Here is a 25,520-nt window from a genome sequence, read left to right on the forward strand (position 1 = left end):
GGGGTGCAAACCGCGGCAGGCCATTCCTCATGGAACAGGTCAAAGATAAACGATCGCGCTATTACAAGGGTGGGCAAAGCGAAGCGTGCCCACGAATTCTTCTCATCGCGACGAATCGTGGGCACGGCGCGACGCGCCTTTGCCCACCCTACGAGACCTCTGTTACCGCCGTCCTTTGCGCATCGTTGCCAGCACGATGTCGGCCGCAAGCACGCTCGGTGACTTGTTGCCGGTCGACATGATCTGATCGAGCTGGGCAAAGGCCTCGACCTGCTGCTTGCGCAGCGGCGAATCCGTCAGCACCTCGGCGAGCGCCGGCGCCAGTTTCTCCGGCGTGCACTCCTCCTGCAGATACTCCGGAATCACATCCCTGCCGATCACGAGATTGGCGAGGATCACCGAGGAGACGCGGATCGCGCGGCGCAGGATGAAGGCCTCGATTGCACCGACGCGGTAGGCTGTCACCATCGGAATACCCGACAGTGCGAGCTCCAGCGTCACCGTACCGGACTTGGCCAGCGCCGCACGCGCGATCCGGAACACGGCGCGCTTCTCGTTCTCGCCGGTCACAACCCTTGGCTTGACCGGCCAGCTCGCGATGCCCTCGCGGATGGTGGCTTCCAGATGCGGCATCGTCGGCAGTATCAGTTCGAAGGCACGGCCTTCCGCCTGCAAGCGGCCGAGCACCCGGCCAAACACGTCGAGATGGTGCCTGACCTCGCTGCGGCGGCTGCCGGGCAGCACCAGCAGCACCGGCGGCTCACTGTCGCGGCGTGCCTGCTCCTCTGCGTTCGGCCGCAGCGAGGCCAATTGCTCGATGAGGGGATGGCCGACATAGCTGCATGGCGGTCCGCCGAGCTTGCGGTATTCCTCGGGCTCGAACGGCAGCAGACCGAGCACATGGTCGACATATCCGAGCATGGTCCGCGCCCGCCCCGGCCGCCACGCCCAGAGCTGCGGCGAGACGTAATCGACAACCGGGATCTCAGGATTCTTCGCGCGCACGCTGCGGGCGACGCGATGGGTGAAGTCGGGACTGTCGATGATGACGAGCGCGTCCGGCGCCGCCTCGGCCACGGCGTCGGCCGTCTCGCGGATCAGCCGCAGAATTTTCGGCAATTGCTGCACCACCGCGGCGAAGCCGACGATCGACAGCTCCTCGATCGGAAACAGCGATTCCAGCCCCTCGCGCGCCATGGTACGGCCGCCGATGCCGACGAACTGCACGCCGTCGCCGAGGCGCTGACGCAGCACCTTCATCAAGGCACTGCCGAGCCGGTCGCCGGACTCCTCCGTGGCGATCAGGAAGATCTTGCGCTTGGGATCGCGCGACTGCATCACGCCGGCAGTCCGATGACGAAGAGATATTTGGCGTCCGCGAGGCCGATCATCGCCTGCGGTTCGGCGGCGATGGTGTTGCCGGCGATGACGGCGAGGCCCGCAAGGCCGGCCGCCGCGACGCCCTCGATGGTGCGCGGGCCGATCGTCGGCAGGTCGAAGCGCAGATCCTGGCCGCTCTTCGGCGCCTTCACCAGAACGCCGCGGCCGGCGGCCGCGCGAATGCGTCCCTCCTCGCGCAGCCGCGCGACGCGCGCGAGCAGCGCGTCGGTGCCCTCGATGTCCTCGACCGCCACCACATGGCCGTCGATCACCACCGCAGCCTGGCCGATGTCGAACGGGCCGAGCGCGGTCAGCACCGCGCGGCCGCGCGCGATGTCGGTCTTGCTGGTATCGCTGGGCCAGGCGCGACTGATGCAGCCTTCGGGCATCAGGAGATCGGGTGCGAGGTCCTTGATGCCGACCATGCGAAAGCCGTCCTGCTCGAGGATGCGGCCGACGCCGGACAGGAGATGATCGTCGCCGCCGCGAAAGGCGCGGATGACATTGCCGAGCAGCCGCATCGTCTTGACGTCGAACCGGATCTCGGAGAGCGAGGGCCGCACCAATGTGCCGATGAAGATCAGGTCGCGGCACCCCTCCTCGCGGAACAGCCGCATTGCGCGACCGAGCTGGCCGACCGAGATCCAGCGATGGCGGAATTTCTCCACCCGCGCGGGATCGCAGGCCCCGCGCAGCGGAAACAGCACCGGCGTGATGCCGCGGGCGGCAAGCGAGTCGGCAACCGCAAACGGCATCGCGCCTCCGCCGGCGACGATGCCGACCGGCGATGAGATGTCCGACGCCGCCGATGTCATGTCCGCGGCCATCCCGAAATCACTTCGCAATGGCGGGAAGACAGAGCGGGCGCTTGCCCTTGCCGATGAAGTCGAGGATTTCGGCGATCGCCGGATCTTCGCCCGCGAGCGGGCGCGCCGACTCCAGCCGCTCGGCGAAGGTACCGGGCCCATGGAAGAGCTTTTGATAGAACCCGCGCACCGTCGCCAGTCGCTGCTTGGTGAACTTGCGCCGCTTCATGCCGATCAGGTTGAGGCTTTCGAGCACCGCATACTGGCCGTTAACGAGCCCATACGGGATGACATCGTCGCGCACGCCGCAGACCCCTCCGACCATCACATATGGACCGATGCGCGTGAACTGGTGCACTGCGGAGAGGCCGCCGATATAGACGGCGTCGCCGATCTCGCAGTGCCCGCCGAGCGTCGCCGAGGTCGCAAAGATCACGTTGTTGCCGACTATGCAGTCATGGCCGACATGGCTGTTGTTCATGAAGTAGCCGCCGTTGCCGACGCGCGTTAGGCCGCCGCCCTTGATGGTGCCGACGTTCATCGTCGCGCCTTCGCGGATGACGCAGCCAGAGCCGATCTCGAGCCTCGTCGGCTCGCCCTTGTAGCTGAGATCCTGGGGCGCGCCGCCGAGCACCGCGAACGGCGAGATCACGCCGCCGTCCCCGATCGATGTATGGCCGATGACGGTAACATGCCCAATGAGCTTGCAGTTCGCGCCGATCACGACATTTGAGCCGATGATGCAATACGGCCCGATCTCGGTGCCCTCGCCGATCACGGCGCCGTCCTCAACCCGTGCGGTGGGATCAATCTTGCTCATCAAGCAATCTTACTCGTCAAGAAGGTCTGGTTATGCATTGAAGTCGCTCAGTTTTCCGGTGGTTAGCGCGACTATGCCCGATCTGTCCAGTGACGTATCATCTCTGCCTGTTTCAAGTACCGGATGAGGTGCCTTCCCGGCTCCTCAACAACTTCATGCGGAGCTTCAGCTTTCATGGTCAGGGCCCTGGCACTTCTGCTCGCACAGCTCGCGGCTGCACCGATCGTGTCCGAGACGGTCGAGACCGGCGAACGCCACCCTATCGACCTCGCGACATTCGAATGCCGCGACATCAACCGCAGCACGGTGCTTCAGCGTGTCTGCTACGACCGTACGCAGCGCGACCTCGTCGTCGCGACTGGCGGCAGCTATACGCGCTATTGCGGCGTCGCGGCCGAGACAGCCGACCGTCTCCTGGGCGCACCGTCCATGGGCCAGTTCTTCAACCAAAACATTAAGCGCGAGGCACCCGGCGGCCGCTACGATTGCGGCGCGTGAGGAATCCGTCCAGCGCGGCCCGCGTGCCGCTCAGTCCGTCAGCATGGCGCCGACGTCGGCTTCCGCAACCACCTGCCCGTTGACCTTGGCGTCGCCGTGAAACCACCACATGGCCTTGCGGCGGCCGACCGAGCGCATGTGATACTCGATGGTATCGCCGGGCAGCACGGGCTTGCGGAATTTGCACTTGTCGATGGTGAGGAAATAGACCGCCCGCGGCTTTTCGGTCCCTTCGACTGACTTGATGCCGATCACGCCCGCGGTCTGCGCCATCGCCTCGATCATCATGACGCCGGGATAGACCGGGCGCTCCGGGAAATGCCCCTGGAAGGCCGGCTCGTTGAAGGTGACGTTCTTGATGCCGATGCCGCTATAGTCGGCGCGGATGTTGATCACGCGGTCGATCAGCAGCATCGGAAAGCGGTGCGGCAGCGTCTGGAGGATGGCATTGATGTCCACCAGCTCGAACTTAACAGGTGATTCCGCCGTCATTCCCGTCCCTCATCCTTCGGATCAGCCCTGCTGTCGCGTACCAAGCGCTCCACCGCGATGATCTCCTTGAACCATTGTTTGGTCGGCTTGGCGAAAAAGCCACCCCAGCGTCCGCCCGGCGGGATGTCGTCCTTGACGCCGCTCATCGCGGTCACCTGGGCCCCGTCCCCGATCTTGAGGTGGTTGTTGATGCCAACCTTCGCTCCGAGTGCCACGTTGTCGCCAATGGACAGGCTGCCGGCGAGCCCGATCTGGGCAGCCAACAGGCAGTGCCGTCCGATCGTGACATTGTGACCGATCTGGACCTGATTGTCGATTTTCGTCCCCTCGCCGATCACGGTGTCGCGCAAGCTGCCGCGATCGATCGTGGTCCCGGCGCCGACCTCGACGTCGTTCTGAATCAGCACCCGCCCGGTCTGGGGCACCTTCAGATGGCCCTCGGGGCCGAAGAAGATGAAGCCGTAGCCGTCCTGGCCGATCGAGCAGCCGGGATGGATCAGCACATTGTTGCCGATCAGGGCGCACTGGATCGCGGTGCGCGCGCCGACATTGCAGTCCCGGCCGATCTTGACGCCGGGCCCGATCACCGCCCCGACGCCGACCACCGTGCCGCTGCCGATCTCCACATCCGGGCCGATCACGGCCAGGGGATCGACGATCACGCCGTCCTCGAGCCGGGCCGAGGGATCGATGATCGCCGACGGCGCGATGCCGTCATTGCCGACCCAGGATTGCGGCCTCAGCGCTTCGCCGTGCCATTCCCGCGCGATCCTGACAAAGGCCCGGAACGGCTGCGCCGCTCGCAGCACGGCCACGTGCGCGGGCACCTGGGGCTCGAAGCGCGGGCTCACCAGGCAAGCGCCAGCCTTGGTCGCCTTGAGCTCATCGGCGTATTTGAGGTTGTCGAAGAACGCCAGATGCATCGGGCCCGCTTCGTCAAGCGAAGCGAGGCCCGTGATGATGTGGCCGCCCCTGGCGGGATCGACCAGCTGCGCCTTGGTCAGCGTGGCGATGTCAGCCAGCGTTGAGGCAGGCGGCTTTGTGAAGAAGGTCGGCTGCGCCATTCCACCCCGTCGCGGTCCGGCTTCGGCATGAAGCGGTCGAGCCGCATCATGCTCCATCTCTTGGATCGGCACGATCCCTTTCGGAAACCGGTTCCAGTGATCCGGATCGTGCCGTGCTGATCGAATTAGAACGTGGTGCCGCCGCCGAACCGGAACTCCTGCGTGCGATCGTACTTGCCCTTGCTGAGCGGCACGGCGTAGTCGAAGCGCAGCGGACCGAACGGCGACTGCCAGATCAGGCCGACACCAACCGACGAGCGGACCACCTTGCTGTCGTCATACACGAGGCCGGTACAGGTTCCGGCGCTCGATGGATTGATCGACGACGGGATACAACCAGGTGCATTGACTTCGTTGGTGCCTGAGACGCCATTAAACGCCCAGCTGGTTGGTCCTTGGTAGTCGTAGAGGCCGCCGGCATCGGCATAAACCGCCCCCTTCAGACCCACTTCCTTCGGCAGGAACCAGAACGGCATCTGCAGTTCGAGCGAAGCGCCCCAGTACTTGGTGCCGCCGAGGGCGTCCTGCGTACCGAACGGATTCAAATCGCGCGGGCCGATGCCGTTCGGAGCAAAGCCGCGGACGAGGTTCGAACCCATCTGGAAGTGATCGAGCATGCGCAGATCGCTGCCCATCTTGTTCAGCATGCCGCTCTGCAGGCGGACGAGGCCGACGATGTCCGACACCAGCGGAGTGTAGTACTTCGCATCGATGACCGACTTCATGTAGGAGACGTCGCCGCCGACGCCGGCGAAATCCTGACGGAAGTCGATGAGCAGACCGTCGGTGGGGTTCTTGTTGTTGTCCAGCGTGTTGTAGGTCAGCGTGTAGCCGAGCGCCGAGGTCAAAGTCTTGCCGTTGGCAAGCTCCTTGCGCACCGGCAGCGAGGCTTCACCGTCGCTGTAGCAGCCGAGGCCGTTGGTGGAGACAAGACTGATACCGTTAGCGGCGGCGTAAGCCGGGCTTGGATTGAATGCCGCTGAGCCGGCAACGTTGTTACAGTTCGCCAGGTAGTTCGGCAGGGTGATTTCCTGCTGGTAGATCGAGTAGCGCAGCTGGAGCGCCAGATCTTCACGCAAGGAGAAGCCGAGGCGCGGCGAGAAGCCGAGCGTCTTGGTGCCGTAGGAGATGTAGCTGTTGGACAGCTGCTGGCGCTGATAGAGGTCGAGGCCGAGCGCGACGCGGTAGTCGAGCAGATACGGCTCGACGAACGACAGCGAGTAGCCGCGTGCGTATTGGCCATAGGTCACCGACGCCTTGGCGAACAGACCGCGGCCAAGCAGGTTGCGCTCGGAGATCGAGACTTCGGCCAGCGCGCCGTCGGTGGTGGAGTAACCGCCCGAGATCGAGAAGTCGCCGGTCGATTTCTCTTCCATGTCGACGATCAGGACGACGCGATCGCTCGACGAGCCGGGCTCCGTCGTGATCTTCACGCTCTTGAAATAGTCGAGGTTCTTCAGGCGCCGCTCGGCACGGTCGACCAGGGCGCGGTTGTAGGCGTCGCCCTCGGAGATATCGAACTCGCGGCGGATCACGTAATCGCGGGTACGCGTGTTGCCGCGCAGGTTGATGCGCTCGATATAGGTGCGCGGACCTTCGTCGATGTTGAACACGACGGAAACGGTGTGCGCCTCGAAATTGCGGTCGCCGCCGGGCCGGACCACGGCGAAGGCATAGCCGCGGCGCGAGGCCTCGATCTGCATCTCCTCGACCGACTTCTCGACCGATTCGACGTTGTAGAGCGAGCCGACATTGACGCGCGAATAGGCGCGCATCGACGAGGGATCGAAGTTCGGAATGCTGGAGCGGAAGTCGATCGCACCGACGCGGTACTGAGATCCTTCCTCGATCTTGAAGGTGACGTTGAAGCCCTTCTTCTCCGGATCGTATTCGGTGAGCGCGGCCACCACCTGGACGTCGGCGAAACCGTTCTTGAGATAGAAGCGGCGGATCAGGTCGCGGTCGGCTTCGACGCGGTCGGGATCATAGATGTCACCGCTGGCCAGGAAGCTCAGCAGGTTCGATTCGCGGGTCTTGATGACGTCCCTGAGGCGATAGGACGAGAATGCGACATTGCCGATGAACTCGATCGACTTGACGCCGGTCTTGGCGCCCTCCTCGATCGTGAAGATGAGATCGACGCGGTTGTTCGGCTGCTCGATGACCTCAGGCGTGACGCGCACGTCGTAGCGGCCGGACCGGCGATAGATTTCAGCGATTCGCAGCGTGTCGGACTGCACCATAGCGCGGGAGAAGGTGCCGCGCGCCTTGGACTGGACCTCAGTGGTGAGCTGCTCGTCCTTGATCTTCTTGTTGCCCTCGAAGGCGATGCGGCCGATCACCGGGTTTTCCACCACGGAGACGACGATCTGGCCGCCGCCGCCGCGGTTGATTCTCACGTCCTGGAACAGGCCGGTCTCGATCAGGGCCTTGAGGCCGTCGTCGATGGCGCCTTGATCCAGGCGGCCGCCCGGACCCGGCTTGAAATAGGAGCGGATCGTCTCCACCTCGACCCGGCGATTTCCTTCGACGGAAATCGACTGCACGGTCTGAGCGAGCGCAGACGAAGACACAAAAACAGCCCCGACCGGGGCAATCACCGGCGCGCCGAACATGATCAGGGTTGCGAGCAAGCCCCCCCGGAGTCGCAGTCCAAACTTCATCGCGCAACGCGCCCTTATCATTCCGAGCCAGACCCAACCCCAACGCCGGTCTGGAAGATTCCCCAAGTTCAGGCCGCTTGTAGCCAATTTCACCGACGCCGCAAACGGCCGAAAGCGCCGTAATTTCAATTTCATTCCAAGACGTTGCTCATCAGCAACGCCACAAAAAAGCCTCCATCAAGATGCCGCCATCCGCAGGATGTCGTTATAGGTCGCAAACACCATCAACATCAGCACCAAACCGAGCCCGATTCGGAACCCCATCTCCTGAGTCCGCTCGGACAGGGGCCGGCCGCGGACGACCTCCGCCGCATAGAACATCAGGTGACCGCCATCGAGCAGCGGGATCGGGAACAGGTTCAGCAGGCCGATCGACACCGACAGCACCGCGCACAGATTGATCACGAACTGGAACCCGGCGCTGGCCGCCTGCCCCGACATCTTCGCGATGCCCAGGACGCCGCTGACCTCGTTGGGATTGCCGTTTCCGACGAACAGAGAGCCCAGGAACTTGAAGGTGCTGGTGATGATGAACCAGACCTGCTCGACCCCGATCTTGAGCGCCTCACCGATGCCCACCGGGGCGGTCGAGGCCTCGCCGGCCTGCGATTTGTGCTCGACGCCGAGCACACCGAGACGGTGGCTGTTGCCGAACGGATCCTTGCGCTCGAGCAGGGCCGGCGTTGCGGTCAGCGAGACGATGGCGCCGTCCCGCTTCACCTGGAAGGCAAGCGCCGAACCCGCATTCATCGCAACGATTCGCTGCATGTCGGCAAAGCTCTCGATCGGCTTGCCGTCGATCTGGACGACGACGTCCCCGATCTTGAAGCCGGCCGCGGCCGCGGCGCCATCGGCGACGACGCCATCGACCCGCGCGATCGTGCTCGGCTTGCCGTAATACAGCGCCATGCCCGCGAAGATCAGCGCGCCCAGGATGAAATTGGCGATGGGTCCGGCCGCGACGATGGCCGCGCGCGGGCCGACCTTCTTGTGGTGGAAGCTGCCGGCGCGCTCCTCGGTCGTCATGGCCGCGAGCGTCTGGGCCGAAGGGGTCGAGGCCTCGCTCTCGTCGCCGAAGAACTTGACGTAGCCGCCGAGCGGGATGGCCGAGATCTTCCAGCGGGTGCCGTGGCGGTCATTGAAACCGACCAGCTCAGGTCCGAAGCCGAGCGAGAAGGTCAACACGCGAACGCCCGCCCAGCGCGCGACCAGGAAATGGCCGAGTTCATGGAAGAACACGACGATCGTCAGGACAAACAGGAAGGGAACCGCGTAGCCGAGGAGCCCATGGCTCAACGTATTGAAACTATGGACAAAAAAGTCGATCATCGAATTCCCTCATCCAGCGCCGCAAGGCCCTGGCCCCGAACCATCTAGGATGCCTTTAAGGCAATTTGAGGCAATAGGGCGGCAGCTCTATTTCGAGCAACATGGTCAACAGAGATTGCATCATCGGCGGACGTCAGGGGGGCCTGGTTCCCGCTGCGGATCCAGTCGTCCAGTGTTGCCTCCACCAGCCGGGCGATCGCGCCGAACCGGATCTTGCCGGCGATGAACGCGGCGACCGCGACCTCGTTGGCCGCGTTGTAGACGGTGGTCGCCCCCTTCCCGGTCCGGAGCGAGTCGAAAGCCAGCCGTAGTCCGGGGAAGCGCTCGAAATCGGGCGCCTCGAAGGTCAGCTGGCCGATCTTGGCGAGGTCCAGCTTGGCCGCCGGCCCCTTGATGCGGTCGGGCCAGCCCAGGCAGTGCGCGATGGGGGTGCGCATGTCGGGCGCGCCGAGCTGGGCCATCACCGAACGGTCGGAGAACTCGACCATGCCGTGAATGATCGACTGCGGATGCACGAGGACGTCGATCTCGTCGGGCGACAGCGCGAAGAGGTACGACGCTTCGATCACCTCGAGCCCCTTGTTCATCATCGACGCCGAATCGATCGTGATCTTCTGGCCCATGCTCCAGTTCGGGTGCTTCAGGGCCTGCTCGAGCGTCGCCTGCTCGATGTCGGCCGGCTTCCAGGTGCGGAACGGGCCGCCCGACGCCGTGATGATGACACGGACGAGTTCGTCCCGATTGCCCGAGGCAAGCGCCTGAAACAGCGCATTGTGCTCGGAATCGGCCGGCAGGATGCAGGCGCCGGCCTTGGCCGCACGCTGCATGAAGAAATCGCCGGCGCAGACCAGACATTCCTTGTTGGCCAATGCCACATGCGCACCGCGATCGACCGCGGCGAGTGCCGGCTTCAATCCGGCAGCGCCGCTCACGGCCGCCATCACCCAATCGGCCGGACGCGCGCCGGCCTCGATCACCGCGCTTTCGCCGGCACCGCATTCGGTGCTGGTCCCGGCCAAGGCGGCCTTGAGCTCGGCGAGCTTGGAGGTGTCGGCGATCGCGACGTAGCGCGCGGAGAATTCCTTGGCGAGCTTGGCCAGCGCTTCGACATTGCCGTTCGCCGTCAGCGCCTCGACGCGATAGCGCTCGGGCGAGGCACGCAGCAGATCCATCGTGCTGTCGCCGATCGAGCCGGTGGCGCCGAGAACCGTGACGCTGCGGACGCTGGACGCCGCAGCCTTGTTATTACGCAATGGAACCGCGCTCATATCCTCACCAAACCATAAGACCGCTTCCGGCGCTATGCACACCATGGCGGAGAAAGCCGATAATCCATGCCGCCAGGATGGCGGCGACAAAACCGTCCAGGCGGTCCAGAAGCCCGCCATGGCCGGGAATTAAGTGACTGGAATCCTTGACACCGAAGCGCCGCTTCACCGCCGATTCGAACAGATCGCCCAGTGCCGACACCACCGAAAGGATGGCGCTGACGAGCAGCAATGGTCCCATCTTTCCGAACCCGCAAGCCGCAAAGCCCACCGCAACCAGAAGGCTTGCGACGAAGCCGCCCAGCGCCCCGGACCAGGTCTTTTTCGGGCTCACGCGCGGCCAGAGCTTCGGCCCGCCGATGCTGCGACCGGCAAAATAGCCGCCGATATCGGTCGCCCAAACCACCAGCAGCACGAACATCAGCGCAGAGAAGCCGTTGAGGAGATCCTTCCGCACCAGGATCGAGGCCAGCAGCGCTGCCGCTGCATAAGCGAATCCGGTCGCCGCCCAGAGGAACTTGCCGCGCGCGATCAGCGTCACGATCGCGCCGCCGACGAGGCCGACGATGATTGAGGTCTTCAGCCCGCCAAAAGCGACGGCGGCCCCCATCATCGCGATGACGATCGTCCCCGCCCCGGTCAGCGCGGCCGAGCCCGCGCCCACCACCGTCAGCCATTCCGCGAACAGCCCGATCGACACCAGGGTGACGAGCAGCGCCCACAGCCAGCCGCCGGCATAAGCGACCGCGATGGTCAGCGGCGCCAGCACCAGCGCTGCGAGGACCCGCATCACCAGATTGTTCGGGGCAGGCTTGGCGCCCACCGGTGCGGCGTCTTGTTCGCTCACGAGGCGGTTTTCGCGACCAGGCCGCCGAAACGGCGCTCGCGCCTGGCGAATTCGGCGATCGCGCTTTCCAGCGCCGCCTTGTCGAAATCGGGCCAGTGGATCGGCACGAACACGAGCTCGCTATAGGCGGCCTGCCACATCAGGAAGTTGGACAGGCGCTGCTCGCCGCTGGTGCGGATGATGAGATCGGGATCGGGAATGTCGGGCGCATCGAGATGCGCGCCCAGCGTTTCGGCGTCGATCGTGGCAGGATCGCGCTTACCTTCCGCGACCTCGCGCGCCAGCTTCTGCGCCGCCTTCGCGATCTCCTGCCGCGAGCCGTAATTGAAGGCGACGACGAGTGTGAGGCGCGTGTTGTCGCGCGTCAGCTCCTCGGCCTCGTTGAGCAGCGCGCAGATGTCGCTCTCCAGCCCATCGCGTTCGCCGATGATGCGGACCTTGACGCCGTCGCGATGCAGGCTGGCGAGATCGTTGCGGATGAAGCGGCGGAGCAGACCGAAGAGATCGCCGATCTCGCTCGCTGGACGCGACCAGTTCTCCGACGAGAAGGAGAAGATGGTGAGGTAGCGGATGCCGAGCTCGTGCGAGGCACGCACGACGCGACGCAAGGCCTCGACGCCGCGGCGATGCCCTTCCGCACGCGGCAGACCGCGCGCGGCCGCCCAACGCCCGTTGCCATCCATGATGATGGCGACATGCGCGGGCGCCTCGGACCGATCGGGTCCTTCCGTTGCGGGCGCGGCGGCGTTCGACATTGAAGGTGGCCTTAAAGCATGATCCGGAAAAGTGCGAAGCGGTTTTCCGAAAAGATCATGCGCTTACAATAACCTGAAGCGCGATGACATTCATCGCGCTTCAGACGGTGAGGATTTCTTTTTCCTTGGCGGCCAGCAACTGGTCGATTTCGGTGATCGTACCGTCGGTCGCCTTCTGCACCTCGTCGGCGTGGCGCTTCTGGTCGTCCTCGGACATTTCGTGATTCTTCTCGAGCTTCTTGAGCACGTCGAGGCCATCGCGGCGGACGTGGCGCGCGGCGACCTTGGCGGCTTCCGCATATTTATGCGCGACCTTCACCAGTTCCTTGCGCCGTTCCTCGTTCAGCTCGGGGATGCGCAGGCGCAGCACCTGGCCTTCGGTCGCGGGCGACAGGCCGAGGTTGGAATCGACGATCGCCTTCTCCACCGCCTTGACCATCGACTTGTCCCAGACCTGCACCGAGATCAGGCGGGGCTCCGGCACGCTGACGGTGGCGAGCTGATTGAGCGGCATGTGGCTGCCATAGGCATCGACCTGCACCGGATCGAGCATCGAGGCGGAGGCGCGCCCCGTCCGCAGGCCGCCGAGCTCGTGCTTGAGGGACTGGACGGCGCCCTGCATGCGGCGCTTCACTTCGTTGAGGTCGAAAGTACCGGTGGGCATCACGTTTCTCCTTCAAGATCCCGGCGACCGCTCCCGCGACCTTCCCTGAACGCGCGCGACGGATGAGCGGTCAGCCGGCGACAATGGTTCCGTGGCCGACGCCACGTAGAATCGCGCCGATCGAACCCGGCTCCGCGATCGAGAATACGATGATAGGCAGAGACGTCTCGCGGGCAAGCGCGAAGGCGGTCGCATCCATCACCTTGTAGCCGCCCTCGATCGCCTGCGAATGGGTCAGCCGGTCAAACCGCGTGGCGGACGGATCCTTCTTCGGATCGGCCGAGTAGACGCCGTCGACATTGGTCGCTTTCAGCACCGCCTGGGCGCCGATTTCGGCGGCGCGCAGCACCGCGGTCGTATCGGTGGTGAAGAACGGATTGCCGGTTCCGCCGCCGAGCAGCACGATCCGGCCCTCGGCGAGATATTTGTGCGCCGCAGTGCGGGTGAACAGCTCGGAAATCTCGGGCATGACGAAGGCCGACAGCGTGCGCGCCGGCGTGCCCTTGCGCTCGATCGCCGCCTCCAGCGCGAGGCAGTTCATCATGGTGGCGAGCATGCCCATGGTGTCGCCGGTCGGGCGCGACACACCGCGGGCGGAGACCTCGACGCCGCGCACGATGTTGCCGCCGCCGATCACGACCGCAACCTCGGTGCCGAGCTTGCGGGCCGCGATCAGATCGTCCGCAACCCGGTCGACGGTCGGCTGATCGATGCCAAAGCCTTGCTGTCCCGCGAGATATTCGCCGGACAGCTTGATCACGACGCGACGATAGACCGGATCAGACATGAGCACTTTCCTTGTCCGAGCGCCGCTTCCGGCGGCACGCCGGAAGGAACGTTCCGGCGCTTACTTCTTGCCGCTGGCCGCAGCGACCTCGGCCGCGAAGTCGCTTTCCTGCTTCTCGATTCCCTCACCGAGAGCATAGCGCACAAAGCCGGCGATCTTCACAGCGCCGCCGACCTTGCCTTCGGCTTCCTTCAACGCCTGCGCCACCGACTTGCCGGTGTCGTGGATGAAGGCCTGCTCGAGCAGGCAGACTTCCTTGTAGTAGGTCTTGAGGCCGGACTCGACGATCTTCTCGATCACGTTCTCGGGCTTGCCCTGCTGGCGATATTTGTCGGCGAGCACGTCCTTCTCGCGCTTGACGACCGCCGGATCGAGGCCGGACGGATCGAGCGCCAGCGGATTCGCGGCGGCAATGTGCATCGCGATCTGGCGGCCGAGCGTTGCGAGCTCATCGGCCTTGCCGGGCGATTCCAGCGCCACGATCACGCCCATCTTGCCGGCGCCCTCGACGACCGCGCCGTGGACGTAGTTCGACACCACGCCCTGGCTCACTTCGAGCGAAGCTGCGCGGCGCAGCGTCATGTTCTCGCCGATGGTGGCGATCGCGTCATTGATGGCGGCCTCGACCGTGACGTCGCCGACCTTGGCGGCCTTGATCTTCTCGACATCGGAGCCGGCGTCGAATGCGACCTGGGCGACCATCTTGACGAGGCCCTGGAACTGGCCATTGCGCGCGACGAAGTCGGTCTCGGAGTTGACCTCGACCACGACACCCTTGGTGCCCTTGGTCAGGGCGCCGATCAGGCCCTCGGCCGCGACGCGGCCCGACTTCTTGGCGGCCTTGGACAGGCCCTTCTTGCGCAGCCAATCCTGCGCCGCTTCCATGTTACCGTCGTTTTCGGTCAGCGCGGCCTTGCAGTCCATCATGCCCGCGCCGGTCGACTCGCGCAGGTCCTTGACCATCGCAGCTGTGATCGTTGCCATCGTTGAAAATCCTTTGTGCCTGCTGGTTCGCCGCGGCGTGGCATCGAAGCGCCCCGCCGCGGTCCATCTCAGGGATTCGCGTCAACTGAAATGGTGGCCGGATCTTGTCCGGCCAACCCATCGCTCTCTTGACTATTCCGCTTCCGCGGTCAGCGCCTTGGCCTTGGCCACCCAGGCGTCCGCACGGCTCGGCAGACCGACTTCTTCGCCGATCGTGTGCGCGGTGTCGTGATCGAGCTCGGCGAGCTGCCAGAAGTGGAAGATGCCGAGGTCGTTGAACTTCTTCTCGATCGCACCCGACACGCCCGGGAGCTTCTTGAGGTCGTCGGCGGTGCCGCGCGGACCTGCGAGGCCCTGGAAGCCGCTCGACGAAGCCGCCGGCAGCTCTTCAGCGAGCGGACGTGCCGAGGCGCCGACGTCGATACCCGAATCGCCCTGGGCGCGGGAGATGCCGTCGATCGCGGCACGCGCGATCAGGTCGCAATAGAGCGCGATCGCACGACCGGCGTCGTCATTGCCCGGCACCACATAGGTGATGCCCTTCGGGTCCGAATTGGTGTCGACGATCGCAGCGACCGGGATGTTGAGCCGCTGGGCTTCCTGGATCGCGATGTCTTCCTTGTTGGTGTCGATCACGAAGATCAGGTCGGGCAGACCGCCCATGTCCTTGATGCCACCGAGCGAGCGGTCGAGCTTGTCGCGCTCGCGCTGAAGCGTCAGGCGCTCCTTCTTGGTGTAGGAGCTGGCATCGCCGCCCGAGAGCACGTCGTCGAGGTGACGCAGACGCTTGATCGAGGCCGAGATCGTCTTCCAGTTGGTCAGCGTGCCGCCGAGCCAGCGCGAATTGACGAAATACTGCGCGCAGCGCTTGGCAGCGTCCGCGACGCCGTCCTGTGCCTGGCGCTTGGTGCCGACGAACAGGATGCGTCCGCCCTTGGCGACGGTGTCGCTGACCGCCTGCAAGGCGTTGTGCAGCATCGGCACGGTTTGCGCGAGGTCGACGATGTGAATGTTGTTGCGAGCGCCGAAAATGAACGGAGCCATTTTCGGATTCCAGCGGTGAGACTGGTGACCAAAGTGCACGCCAGCTTCAAGCAGCTGACGCATGGTGAAATCGGGTAGCGCCATCGTTCTAATTCTCCGGTTGGTTCCTCCGGAAACGTGTGAGCAAAACGGAGCGTCCTCGCCCCGGTTGCCACCGGACGGCCTTGTGAGCCATGTTTCCGTGTGAGATGGCGCGCTATATAGCGCCATTTCGGCCAGAAGCAAGGAAATAAGGGCCGTTCAGAGGCGGTTTTCGCCTGCGAGAGGCCCTTTCCCTGGAGACCGGGCCTCTCCTAGCACCCGATTAGCATCTGGGCTGGTTCGGCGGGCACTTCTTGGCCGCCGGCGGCGGAGGTGCGGGACGCGGCGGAGGCGGCGCGGCCGGGCGCGGTGGGGGTGGTGGCGCAACGGCCATACGCGGCGGCGGCGGGGGTGCCGGTCGGGCCACCGGCGGCGGTGGAGCGGGCCGCGCCATGGGCGGAGGCGCCGGCCGCGCGACGGCAACCGGAGGAGCCGGGCGTGGCGGCGGAGGTGCGGCCATCCTCGGTGGCGGCGCCGACACATGCGGCGGGGGTGGTGGCGTGGGCCGCGCCACGGCCTGCGGCCGCGGCGGCGGTGCAGCCGGCCTGGCCGCCTGCGGCGGGGCCGCAGATGGCAGATGCTGCGGCCTGATCGGCTCACGTGCCGCTGAAGGCGGCGGCGCGATCGGCCTCCCGGCCGCGGCCGGAGGTGTCGCCGGCGCGCCTGCAGCGGCGGGCGGCGAGCCAGCAGGCTCACGGGTCGCAGACTTGGCGCGATCCGCAGGCCCGATGCCGGGCGGCGTCTGTGCCACCGGCGGCCTGGGGGGCTGGCCGGGCACAGCAGTCGGGTTGGTCACGGCGGGCGCAGCGGTTGCCGGCGCGGCAGCCGTTGGCGCATTGGAATGCGCAGGCAGTGTTGTGCCGGGACCGGCCGTTGTGCCGGGAGCAGCTGTGGTCGGCGCCCCCGGACGAGCCGGCGGTGTCGCACCGGGTGCGGTCGCCGTCGGCGGCACGGGCCCTCCGCCCGGCAGAGCCCCTGCCCCCGCTGGCGGTGGCGGCGGGCCGCCATGGGCACCAGGAACTGGCAGCGTGTTGGCCTGGGGCAGCCTGGTCTGCGGAGCAAGTGTCGGCGCCGTCTGCGGCGCAGCCGTTGGCGCTGCGGTCGGCGCGACTGCCGTCGTCGGCGTCACCGGAGGCGCGCCGGGCCTCGCCGTCGGCTGGATCGTCGCGCTCGGCGGCATCGGCGCCTTACCCTGCTGGATCAGCGCGGCGCGCTGCACGACCGCCTGCGGCACGGCAGGCCCGGCCGGGTTGGCACGGCCGGCAATCGCTGGCGCCAGATTGCCCGGTCCGGCCCCTGCGCCGGTAGCCGGTGCTGGTGCAGGCAGGCGGTTGATCACGGTGTTGATCACCGTCGTATTATGGATGTTCTGGTAGATGATGTTGTTCGGCGGCGGCGCGACATAGACCGGCGGCCTGACGAACACCGGGATCGGCACGAACACCGGCTGCGGTAGCACGAACAGGCCGACCACGGGCAGCGGCGGCGGCAACACGACGAAATCCGGCGGCGGCGGCGGCAGATAATAGACCGGAGGCGGCGGTGGCGGCGCGAAGCCGAAATCGGGATCGCTGAAATACAGCACCGGACGGTCGACATAGACCACCTCCTCCGGCGGCGGTGGCGGCACGTCGTAGTCGATCATCGCAAAGCTCGGCGGCGGCTCGGCCGGCGCCGTGAGGATCGCGAGGCGCCGGCGCGCGTCCGCCGCATGCGGCCCGCGCGGATAGCGGCGCAGATACGACCAATAGGCTTCCGGCGTGTCGTTCCGGTAAGTGCGTCGCCAGGTGATCGCTTCGCGGCGCGCCGCGACGATCGCCATCACGCGCTTCGCCAAGGGATCACCGGGATAGGCGGCGAGAAACTCCTCATAAGCCGGCAGCGTGTCGCGCTCGAGCGCGGCGGCATAGGCATCCCGCACGCCGAGGTCGCGGATCGGCTTGCTCCGGATCGCGGCGACCTGGTCGGGCGCGGCCTCCGGCGGCGGCGCGTCGGGTCCGCGCTCGAAGAACGAGAATGGCGCCGAGATCTTCTGCTCGTTCCAGGGCACCTGCGCGCCCTTGGAGGCCTCGTTGACGCGCAGGCGAACGCGGTCGAACACCTCAGGCAGCGGCAGGCCGCCGGTCCGGATCATCTCGGCCAGCGACTGGGCGTAGATGCCGTAGGGCCCCGGCTCCTCCGGCGCGACCGTGCCGGGCGCGGCGTTGAACGCGATCAGCATGTTCGGCTCGGGCTCGACCAGCGCCAGACCGCTCGCGATCGGCTGGCCGCCCTCGATGAAGGGCTGCGCGCGGGCCGCGTCGAGCACGACGATGTTGGCCTTGAGCGGGATCGAGGCGAGCTGGCGCACATAATCACTGATCCGCAACGCCTCGGTCGGAACGTCGGTGTCGCGGGTGATGTTGGAATCGACCGGGATGAAATAGTTCTCGCCGGCAAGCTGCACGCCGTAGCCGCCGAGATAGATCATCGCGACCGTGCCCGGCCCCGAGGCCTGGGCCTTCTGGATGAAGTCGCGAAAACTCTTGCGCAGCGTGTCGCCGTCGAGATCTCGGGCACCGACGACGTCGAAGCCGGCCGCCTGCAGCGTCTGCGCGATCAGGCCGGCGTCGTTCGCAGTCGTTGCCAGCGGCGACTTGGCATAGGCGCCGTTGCCAACCACGAGCGCGATGCGCTTCTCCTGCTGCTGCGCGTTTGCTGCTCCCGGCGTGCCAGCGGCAAGGGCCACGATCGGCAGGAGAAGGCAAATGAAGACTCGGAACGTCCCACGCATGGCTGCTTGCCCGCTACTGTAGTTGAGGTGCCACCACGCATGAGGCGCGCAGCCGGCTGAACGGCGGTTGAACGAAAAGCTCGGATTAAGGCAGTGGCGTGGCCACGCCGCTGCTGGCGTCCGCTTCAGGTCAACCTCACCTTACTCCACAGCTTGCAGCTCGGCGAGCTTCGTTCGCGCGGTCGCCTCGTCCAGCGCAATGAGTTCGGCCGGCCCGGGATTCGCCTCTCCTGCCGTCGCGATGGAAACGGCTGCAAGCCCGACCAGGCCGCCGAGGACCGCGCCGCCCGTCGCGGCATCGTGCCTGGGGCTGCTCTTGATGAGATAGAAATGCGTCCGGCCGGCTTCCATCACGATCTCGCGCTTGGTGTCGCCCGGAAACATCAGCTCCGTCACCAGCAATTCATGGCGACCCGCGGGACGATCGGCATAGGCATATTTCCCGGCGACGATTTTGCCGAGTGCAGCACCGTCGAGCTTCACCTCGCAGGCGCAGATCGCCATGCTGAGGCCATTCCGCTTGTCCTGGAGCAGGACGACGCGGGAGTGCCCGGCGCGCGGAGGCCCGACCTTTCTTGACACAGAGGCAAAGTCGGTCCCGACCTGATCGCTGACACAGCCCACCAGCATCACACCAATGGCCAACAACAACGCGCCCCGTCGCAGCATCGCACACCCCAGTCCATTCCCCGGGATTCATGCTAGCTGGAATCAGCGACAGGTTGCAACAACGCCCGGCAACCATCGCGTGGATGGCGCGGGCCGGGCGTCGGAGCTGCTGCACACGACGCCCGATGCTCCAAACGCCGGGCTTTAACCCTGGGCAATCAACTCGACGGTCCCTGTACGCAACCGATAGATACCGCCGACCACCTTGAGCTTGCCCTGTTCGACCGCTGCGTTGAGAAGCGGGGCGGCCGATTTCAGCTTGGCAACGTTGTCGATGACGTTCTGGCGAATAGCGTTGTCGAGCGCATTTCCGCTCTGCTGGGCCGCCGTCTTCACCGAAGGTGCGATCGCCGCGACCAGCGTCGGGATGTGTCCCGGCAGCGGCTTGTCGTCCTTCAGCGACTTGATGGTCGCATCGACCGCGCCGCAATTGTCGTGGCCGAGCACCAGGATCAGGGGCGTGCCCAGCACGGCGACGGTGTATTCCATGCTCGCAACCGTCTCGTCGCCGGCAAAGTTTCCGGCAACGCGGCACACGAACAGATCGCCGCGTCCGCTGTCGAACGCATATTCGGGCGCGATGCGCGAATCGGCGCAGCTCAAGACGGCGGCGTAGGGATTCTGACCGCCGACCAGCGCTTCGCGCTCATGCGTGAAGTCGTGGCGGCGCGACACACCCGACACATAGCGCGAATTGCCCTCCATCAGCCGCTTGAGCGCCGCATCGGGCGAAAGCACGTTCTGGGGTTTGGGCGGCGCCTTCGCCTCCTTGGCTAATGCGGTCCCGCCAAACGCCGCCACTCCGAGTGCCGAAGCGGCAAGAAGCATCATCGAGCGCCGGGAGGGGGCAACCGATTGATGCAGATTTTCAGAGCATTTGTCGCACATGGCTGTTGTTCTTCCTGGCTTCGCCGATCGAGATTCTCGGAACAACAACTAATAGCTGCGTGCGAGCGACTTCGAAACCGGGCGGGAGCCAAATAGTTAAGCTTTGGTTTGCGGGGGCGCCGGCAATGTCAGAGCTGCTGCACGTCCACCACGCCCGCGACCGCCTTGATCGCGCCGGCAATCTGCGGCGAGACCTTGAAACGGCCGGGCAGCTTCATCTCCACCTCGGTCTCGAGGTCGAGCATCATCACCAGCGAGACCTCGCCGTCGCCATTCGAGCGCGGCGCGATACCGGGACTGCCGACCTTCGGCGCGGCGCCGTTCGAGGCGGCCATGTCGGGACCGGCCAAGCGCTTGGCGATCGATTCCAGCGGCTTGGTGTCGCGCAGGAAGATGCGCAGGCCCTTCTGCGTCTTGGCGGCGGCATCATCCAGCGGCTCGGCATGCAGCACGCGGGCGCGGACGTCCTCGCCCTGCAGCTCGGCGCCGAGCTGCAGCAGCACGGCAGCGCCCGGCTCCAGCACGTCGCGATATTGCGCGAGACCTTCGGAGAACAGCACCGCCTCGAAGTGGCCCGTGGGATCGGAGAGCCCCATGATGCCCATCTTGTTGCCGGTCTTGGTGCGCCGCTCCATGCGCGAGACCACGGTGGCCGCGACCTTGCCGGCGGTGGCACCGGTCTTCACCGCGCGCGAGAATTCGGCCCATGACTGCACCCGCAGCCGCTTCAGCACGGTGGCGTAATCGTCGAGCGGATGGCCCGACAGGAAGAAACCGACGGCGTCGTATTCGCGGCGGAGCTTTTCGGCTGGCAGCCAGGGCTCGATCTGCGGCAGCATGATGGTCGGCGCATCCGCCGACATGCCGAACATGTCGTTCTGGCCGATGGTCTCGGCCTGATGCGCACGCTGGCAGGCGGCCAGGATCGAGTCCGCGCCGGCGAAGACGCGGGCGCGGTTCGGCTCCAGCGTGTCGAACGCGCCGGCGGCGGCGAGACTTTCGATGATGCGCTTGTTGATCGCGCGCGGATTGACCCGCGCGGCGAAGTCGGCGAGCGAGGTAAACAGCCCGCGCTTGGTGCGCTCCTCGATGATCTGCTCGATCGCCTGGATGCCGACGCCCTTCAGCGCCGCGAGCGCATAGTAGATGACCTTGTCGCCGACCTCGAAGGTCGCGCCGGAGCGGTTGATGTTCGGCGGCTCGACCTTGATGCCGAGGCGCTGCGCCTCGGAGCGGAATTCGGAGAGCTTGTCGGTGTTGTTGAGATCGAGCGTCATCGACGCCGCGATGAACTCCACCGGATAATGCGCCTTCATATAGGCGGTGTGATAAGACACCAGCGCATAGGCCGCCGCGTGGCTCTTGTTGAAGCCGTAGTCGGCGAACTTCGCCAGGAGCTCGAAGATGGTCTCGGCCTGCCCCTTCGGCACGCCGTTCTTCACCGCGCCCGCGACGAAGATGTCGCGCTGCTTGTCCATCTCGGCGCGGATCTTCTTGCCCATGGCGCGGCGCAAGAGGTCAGCGTCGCCGAGCGAATAGCCCGACATCACCTGCGCGATCTGCATCACCTGTTCCTGGTAGATGATGACGCCGAAGGTCTCCTTCAGGATCGGCTCCAGCACGGGATGCAGATATTCCGGCTCCTCGTCGCCGTGCTTGCGCGCGCAATAGGTCGGGATGTTCGCCATCGGACCCGGGCGATACAGCGCCACCAGCGCGATGATGTCCTCGAAACGGTCGGGGCGCATGTCGACGAGCGCGCGCCGCATGCCCTGGCTTTCAACCTGGAACACGCCGACCACCTCGCCGCGCGCCAGCATCTGGTAGCTCTCGGCGTCGTCGATCGGCAGCGTCGCGAGATCGACGTCGATGTTGCGCGGCTTGAGCAGCTTGCAGGCGACGTCAAGCACCGTCAGCGTCTTCAGGCCGAGGAAGTCGAATTTGACGAGGCCCGCGGGCTCGACCCATTTCATGTTGAACTGGGTCACCGGCATGTCGGATTTGGGATCGCGGTAGAGCGGCACGAGCTCGCTCAAGGGACGATCGCCGATCACGATGCCGGCGGCATGGGTCGAGGCGTGGCGGGTGAGGCCTTCGAGCCGCTGGGCGATGTCGAAGGCGCGTGCCACGATCGGATCTTCGTCGCGGAACGCCTGGAGTTTTGGCTCGCTTTCGATTGCGGCCGCGAGCGTGACGGGCGCGGCCGGATTCTGCGGCACCAGCTTGGTCAGCTTGTCGACCTGGCCATAGGGCATCTGCAGCACGCGGCCGACGTCGCGCAGCACGCCGCGCGCCTGCAGCGTTCCGAAGGTGATGATCTGCGCGACCTGGTCGCGGCCGTAGCGCTCCTGGACGTACCTGATCACCTCGCCGCGGCGGTCCTGGCAGAAGTCGATGTCGAAGTCCGGCATCGAGACACGTTCGGGATTGAGGAAGCGCTCGAACAGCAGGCCGAACTTGATCGGGTCGAGGTCGGTGATGGTCAGCGCCCACGCCACCAGTGAGCCTGCGCCGGAACCGCGGCCCGGCCCGACCGGAATGCCCTGGCCCTTCGCCCATTTGATGAAGTCGGACACGATCAGGAAGTAGCCCGCGTATTTCATGCGCATGATGACGTCGAGCTCGAACGCCAGGCGCTTGCTGTAATCCTCGTCCGTCGTGCCCTGCGACAGGCCGTGGACCCGCAGGCGATTGGCGAGCCCCTCCTCCGCCTGGCGCTTCAGCTCCGCGGCCTCAACTGCAGCGGCATCCGAGCTCGACGCAGCGCCGACGGTGAAGAACGGCAGGATCGGCTTGCGCGTCATCGGGCGGAACGAGCAGCGCTCGGCGATCTCCACCGTCGAGGCCAGCGCCTCCGGAATGTCGGCGAACAGCACCGCCATCTCGGCGCGGGTCTTGAAACGATGATCCGGCGTCAGCTGCTCGCGCTCGGTCTCGGCGATCAGCCGCCCGCCGGCAATGCACAGCAGCGCGTCATGCGCTTCGTAATCGTCGGTCGCGGCGAAATACGGCTCGTTGGTCGCGACCAGCGGCAGTCCCTTGGCGTAGGCGATGTCGATCAGGCCGCTTTCGACGCGCCGCTCCTTCTCGGTGTTGTGGCGTTGCAATTCGATGTAGAGGCGGTCGCCGAACAGGCCGGCCAGACGCTCGCAGCGCAGGGCGGCGAGCTCGGCATGACCGCCGGCAAGCGCCAGCGAGATCGGCCCGTCGGGTCCGCCCGTCAGCGCGATCAGCCCTTCGGTCTCGCCCTCGAACCAGTCGAGCTTGACGAACGGCGCGTGGCTATCCGGCGACTCGAGGAAGGCGCGCGAGTTGAGCCGCATCAGGCTGCGATAGCCGCGCTCCTGCGCGGCCAGCAGCACCACGCGCGACGGCCCCATCGCGTTGCGCGCATTCGGATCCTGGTCGCCGAAATCGATCGCCAGCTCGCAGCCGACGATCGGCTGGATGCCGGAGCCCGCCATCTTGTCGGAGAACTCCAGCGCACCGAACAGATTGTCGGTGTCGGTCAGCGCCAGCGCCGGCTGGTGGTCCTTCTTGGCAAGCTCGGCCAACTTGGCGATCTTGATCGAGCCCTTGAGCAGCGAATAGGCCGAGTGAACGTGAAGGTGGACAAATCCGGCGCTCGGCATGGTCGCGTGACGGCCTCTTGCAGATGGAATGGAGCGGTCGCCGGCTCCTCAAAGGCATCATGCACTCGCCATCTGCCTTCGCTTGCCGACTCGCCTCGCAATGGTGAGGTGTCGCAGCTTCAGAGTCCACGCCGGAGCGGCCAATTGGCCGCGTCGTCCCGCTTTTCCCCAAGGGGGCACCGGTCGGGAGAGCATCGGTTTACAAAAACGCTGCCCCTAGAGCTGCGGTATGACCTGCGCCCAGATCGCGATCATCCCGACGAACAGCGTGATCGACGCCAGTGCGGCGGCCTCTTCCACGAAAACCCTGAACATGGCTTGCTCCCTTGTTGGAACGTATGCAGAACATTGTTCTCATTTCGTTCTCAAGAGTCAAGCCTGGCGGACGCCCTCCAAAGGCAATGGTTAACTCGCTGAATTCACGCAATAAAAAAGCCCCGGCCTAAGCCGGGGCTTTTCGAGGACCGCTCGTTGACGAGCGATCAGTCTCAGTAACGGCCGAGGATCGGGCCGCCGAACTTGTAGTTCAGGCGGACGAGACCCATGTCGACGTCCTGCTTGACGCGCTCGACAGCGCCGCTGGCAAAGGTGATGTCGTGGTCGCCGAGGAAGATGTGGTTGTACTCGACGCCGACCGTCCAGTTCGGAGCAAAGCCATACTCCAGGCCCGCGCCAACCGTGGCACCCCAGCGGGTCTCGTCAGCCCGGTCGAGGTTTGCACCCGTAACAGTGCTGTAGACGTCGTACTTGTTGCTGACGACAGCCGCACCGCCCTTTGCGTAGAGCAGGACGTTGTTCCAGGCGTAGCCAACCTGGCCGGTGATCAGACCGAACGAGTCGACGCGCGTACGATTCCGGAATCCGGTGATGCCGCTGATGTTGTCACCCGAGAAGTCGGCCCAGTTGCCCTGGCCTTCGAGGCCGAACACGAACTGGCCGGACTGCCAGCGGTAACCGACCTGACCACCGACCGTGCCGCCGGTCGAGTTGTGCGAGCCTTCCGCACCGAAGTTAACCAGGTTCCACGACGTGTCCGCCGAACCGCCGCCGCCGTTGACGCCGATATAGAAGCCGCTCCAGTCATAGACCGCGGCGATCGCCGCCGGCGGTGCCTTGGTGTACGGCCGAGCTGCGAGGTCAGCAGCCAGCGCCGGCGCAGTCGCGCCCAGCGCGACAAGGCTCACAGCGGCAAGCAACAAATTCTTCTTCATTTGAGTCCCGTTCCAGTTTCGTCGTTAGGCCCCCTGGCCGCAGCGTGGTCATAACAGTGATCGACGGAATTGCTGTAACCTCGACGCAACAGTTCGCTCCAAAGGCCCGCGCTTCATTAATGAAGATTTATCAGCACGTTCTGGAAACCCTTTGAAATAAGTGTTTTCTGTAGTTCCATTGTCGGCGACACGCGATAAATTGCATGCGCGCGTAACAACGTCGCGCGCACATTCGCGTGATGGAGAATTGAAGATGCGCAGACGAATTGTCCTCCCCATTGTCGCCACACTTTCGCTCGCACTCGCCACATTCGCATTCGTGTCGAGCGCATCAACACCCGCGCACGCGTTCGGCACGCATCATCCATTCTGCCTCACCGGCGATGAATGGCCGGGCCTGAGCAATTGCAGGTTCGACACCTACGCGCAGTGTCAGGCGAGCGCATCGGGACGCGCGCTGACCTGCATCGCCAATCCGTATTTCGTCGGACAGAGCGACGACCCCTACGCCTATCAGAATCGTCCGCGCGCGCAGACGCAGGGCTATTCACCGGGCTACTTCCTGCCGCGCTGAGATGCGCTGCGCCCGCCTCGCACTGGCCGTGATCGGCCTGCTTCTCGCGGGCGGATCTGCATGCGCGCAGACCTATGATCCGAGCTATCCCGTGTGCATGCAGATCTACGGCCAGGTCGGCTATTTCGACTGCCGCTACGGCTCGCTCGAGCAGTGCCGATATCTCGCCGTCGGGCGTTCGGCGACATGCGTGATGAACCCGTATTTTCCGCCTAAGAAACCAACGCGCTCTCGCCGCTCGAGCCCGCCGCCTCGCCCCGGATCCTAACCGTTCAGTTTCCGGCGGAGATA

22 protein-coding genes are annotated in these 25,520 nt (G+C 65.4%); 3 read left to right on the plus strand and 19 right to left on the minus strand.

Going from position 1 to position 25,520, the window contains the following annotated elements; genetic code table 11:
- Window positions 1-162 precede the first annotated feature (162 nt).
- Genes lpxB through lpxA form a run of 3 tightly spaced genes read right to left on the minus strand, consistent with a single transcriptional unit; the run spans window position 163 to window position 3,006 of the window.
- A complete protein-coding gene (gene lpxB / locus GGD61_RS29235; protein WP_092257185.1) occupies window positions 163-1,341 on the minus strand; it encodes a lipid-A-disaccharide synthase in 1,179 nt (392 codons plus the stop codon).
- On the minus strand, window positions 1,338-2,195 hold the full coding sequence (locus tag GGD61_RS29240) for an LpxI family protein (protein ID WP_049814974.1): 858 nt from the start codon (window positions 2,193-2,195) through the stop codon (window positions 1,338-1,340). The genes lpxB and GGD61_RS29240 overlap by 4 nt, the downstream gene beginning before the upstream one ends.
- A 19-nt stretch (window positions 2,196-2,214) precedes the next feature.
- The gene (lpxA, locus tag GGD61_RS29245) at window positions 2,215-3,006 is read right to left on the minus strand and encodes an acyl-ACP--UDP-N-acetylglucosamine O-acyltransferase (protein WP_092257187.1); all 792 of its coding nucleotides are present in this window, start codon (window positions 3,004-3,006) and stop codon (window positions 2,215-2,217) included.
- Between the two features lie 174 nt (window positions 3,007-3,180).
- Here lpxA and GGD61_RS29250 point away from each other — a divergent pair, with 174 nt between their 5' ends.
- Window positions 3,181-3,504: a KTSC domain-containing protein gene (locus tag GGD61_RS29250; RefSeq protein ID WP_092257190.1), complete on the plus strand. Its 324-nt coding sequence runs from the start codon at window positions 3,181-3,183 to the stop codon at window positions 3,502-3,504.
- A 30-nt stretch (window positions 3,505-3,534) separates the two neighbouring features.
- On the opposite strand, the gene fabZ is transcribed toward GGD61_RS29250, so the two are convergent.
- From fabZ to GGD61_RS29330, 16 genes are all read right to left on the minus strand, one after another.
- Complete coding sequence (fabZ, locus tag GGD61_RS29255; protein WP_018320213.1) at window positions 3,535-3,996, minus strand: 3-hydroxyacyl-ACP dehydratase FabZ; 462 nt, start codon at window positions 3,994-3,996, stop codon at window positions 3,535-3,537.
- Window positions 3,993-5,060 carry a UDP-3-O-(3-hydroxymyristoyl)glucosamine N-acyltransferase gene (gene lpxD / locus GGD61_RS29260; protein WP_092257194.1) on the minus strand — a complete coding sequence of 356 codons (1,068 nt, stop codon included), beginning with the start codon at window positions 5,058-5,060 and terminating at the stop codon, window positions 3,993-3,995. The genes fabZ and lpxD overlap by 4 nt, the downstream gene beginning before the upstream one ends.
- 125 nt (window positions 5,061-5,185) lie before the next feature.
- Window positions 5,186-7,723, minus strand: coding sequence for an outer membrane protein assembly factor BamA (gene bamA / locus GGD61_RS29265; protein WP_018320211.1), 2,538 nt, complete (start codon window positions 7,721-7,723; stop codon window positions 5,186-5,188).
- A 177-nt stretch (window positions 7,724-7,900) separates the two neighbouring features.
- Window positions 7,901-9,052, minus strand: a complete 1,152-nt coding sequence (rseP, locus tag GGD61_RS29270) for an RIP metalloprotease RseP (RefSeq protein ID WP_038949774.1) — start codon at window positions 9,050-9,052, stop codon at window positions 7,901-7,903.
- A gap of 44 nt (window positions 9,053-9,096) precedes the next feature.
- Window positions 9,097-10,320 (minus strand): 1-deoxy-D-xylulose-5-phosphate reductoisomerase, encoded by a 1,224-nt coding sequence (dxr, locus tag GGD61_RS29275; protein ID WP_092257197.1) that lies wholly within the window; start codon window positions 10,318-10,320, stop codon window positions 9,097-9,099.
- A gap of 4 nt (window positions 10,321-10,324) precedes the next feature.
- The gene (locus GGD61_RS29280; protein WP_092257199.1) at window positions 10,325-11,167 is read right to left on the minus strand and encodes a phosphatidate cytidylyltransferase; all 843 of its coding nucleotides are present in this window, start codon (window positions 11,165-11,167) and stop codon (window positions 10,325-10,327) included.
- On the minus strand, window positions 11,164-11,922 hold the full coding sequence (locus GGD61_RS29285) for an isoprenyl transferase (protein WP_018320207.1): 759 nt from the start codon (window positions 11,920-11,922) through the stop codon (window positions 11,164-11,166). Before GGD61_RS29285 ends, GGD61_RS29280 begins: the two co-directional genes overlap by 4 nt.
- Before the next feature lie 100 nt (window positions 11,923-12,022).
- On the minus strand, window positions 12,023-12,586 hold the full coding sequence (gene frr / locus GGD61_RS29290; protein ID WP_026202318.1) for a ribosome recycling factor: 564 nt from the start codon (window positions 12,584-12,586) through the stop codon (window positions 12,023-12,025).
- A gap of 70 nt (window positions 12,587-12,656) precedes the next feature.
- Window positions 12,657-13,373: a UMP kinase gene (pyrH, locus tag GGD61_RS29295; protein ID WP_183231699.1), complete on the minus strand. Its 717-nt coding sequence runs from the start codon at window positions 13,371-13,373 to the stop codon at window positions 12,657-12,659.
- A gap of 60 nt (window positions 13,374-13,433) precedes the next feature.
- Window positions 13,434-14,357: a translation elongation factor Ts gene (tsf, locus tag GGD61_RS29300; protein ID WP_018320204.1), complete on the minus strand. Its 924-nt coding sequence runs from the start codon at window positions 14,355-14,357 to the stop codon at window positions 13,434-13,436.
- 132 nt (window positions 14,358-14,489) lie between these two features.
- Window positions 14,490-15,485, minus strand: coding sequence for a 30S ribosomal protein S2 (locus GGD61_RS29305; protein ID WP_018320203.1), 996 nt, complete (start codon window positions 15,483-15,485; stop codon window positions 14,490-14,492).
- A gap of 220 nt (window positions 15,486-15,705) precedes the next feature.
- Entirely contained in the window at window positions 15,706-18,255 is a 2,550-nt protein-coding gene (locus tag GGD61_RS29310; protein ID WP_183231700.1) for a caspase domain-containing protein, read from the minus strand.
- Window positions 18,256-18,396: 141 nt separating this feature from the next.
- On the minus strand, window positions 18,397-18,924 hold the full coding sequence (locus tag GGD61_RS29315) for a DUF2846 domain-containing protein (RefSeq protein ID WP_177237140.1): 528 nt from the start codon (window positions 18,922-18,924) through the stop codon (window positions 18,397-18,399).
- A 144-nt stretch (window positions 18,925-19,068) separates the two neighbouring features.
- Window positions 19,069-19,812 (minus strand): carbonic anhydrase, encoded by a 744-nt coding sequence (locus GGD61_RS29320; protein ID WP_092257205.1) that lies wholly within the window; start codon window positions 19,810-19,812, stop codon window positions 19,069-19,071.
- 128 nt (window positions 19,813-19,940) lie between these two features.
- Window positions 19,941-23,444: a DNA polymerase III subunit alpha gene (gene dnaE, locus GGD61_RS29325; RefSeq protein WP_092257207.1), complete on the minus strand. Its 3,504-nt coding sequence runs from the start codon at window positions 23,442-23,444 to the stop codon at window positions 19,941-19,943.
- 488 nt (window positions 23,445-23,932) lie between these two features.
- A complete protein-coding gene (locus tag GGD61_RS29330) occupies window positions 23,933-24,655 on the minus strand; it encodes an outer membrane protein (RefSeq protein WP_183231701.1) in 723 nt (240 codons plus the stop codon).
- 253 nt (window positions 24,656-24,908) lie between these two features.
- Here GGD61_RS29330 and GGD61_RS29335 point away from each other — a divergent pair, with 253 nt between their 5' ends.
- Together GGD61_RS29335 and GGD61_RS29340 are read left to right on the plus strand one after the other, a co-directional pair.
- Entirely contained in the window at window positions 24,909-25,229 is a 321-nt protein-coding gene (locus GGD61_RS29335; protein ID WP_183231702.1) for a DUF3551 domain-containing protein, read from the plus strand.
- 1 nt (window position 25,230) lies between these two features.
- Window positions 25,231-25,497: a DUF3551 domain-containing protein gene (locus GGD61_RS29340; RefSeq protein ID WP_183231703.1), complete on the plus strand. Its 267-nt coding sequence runs from the start codon at window positions 25,231-25,233 to the stop codon at window positions 25,495-25,497.
- Window positions 25,498-25,520: the final 23 nt, after the last annotated feature.

Source organism: Bradyrhizobium sp. SBR1B (genome assembly GCF_014198205.1).
In the GTDB taxonomy this organism is placed as follows: Bacteria; Pseudomonadota; Alphaproteobacteria; order Rhizobiales; family Xanthobacteraceae; genus Bradyrhizobium.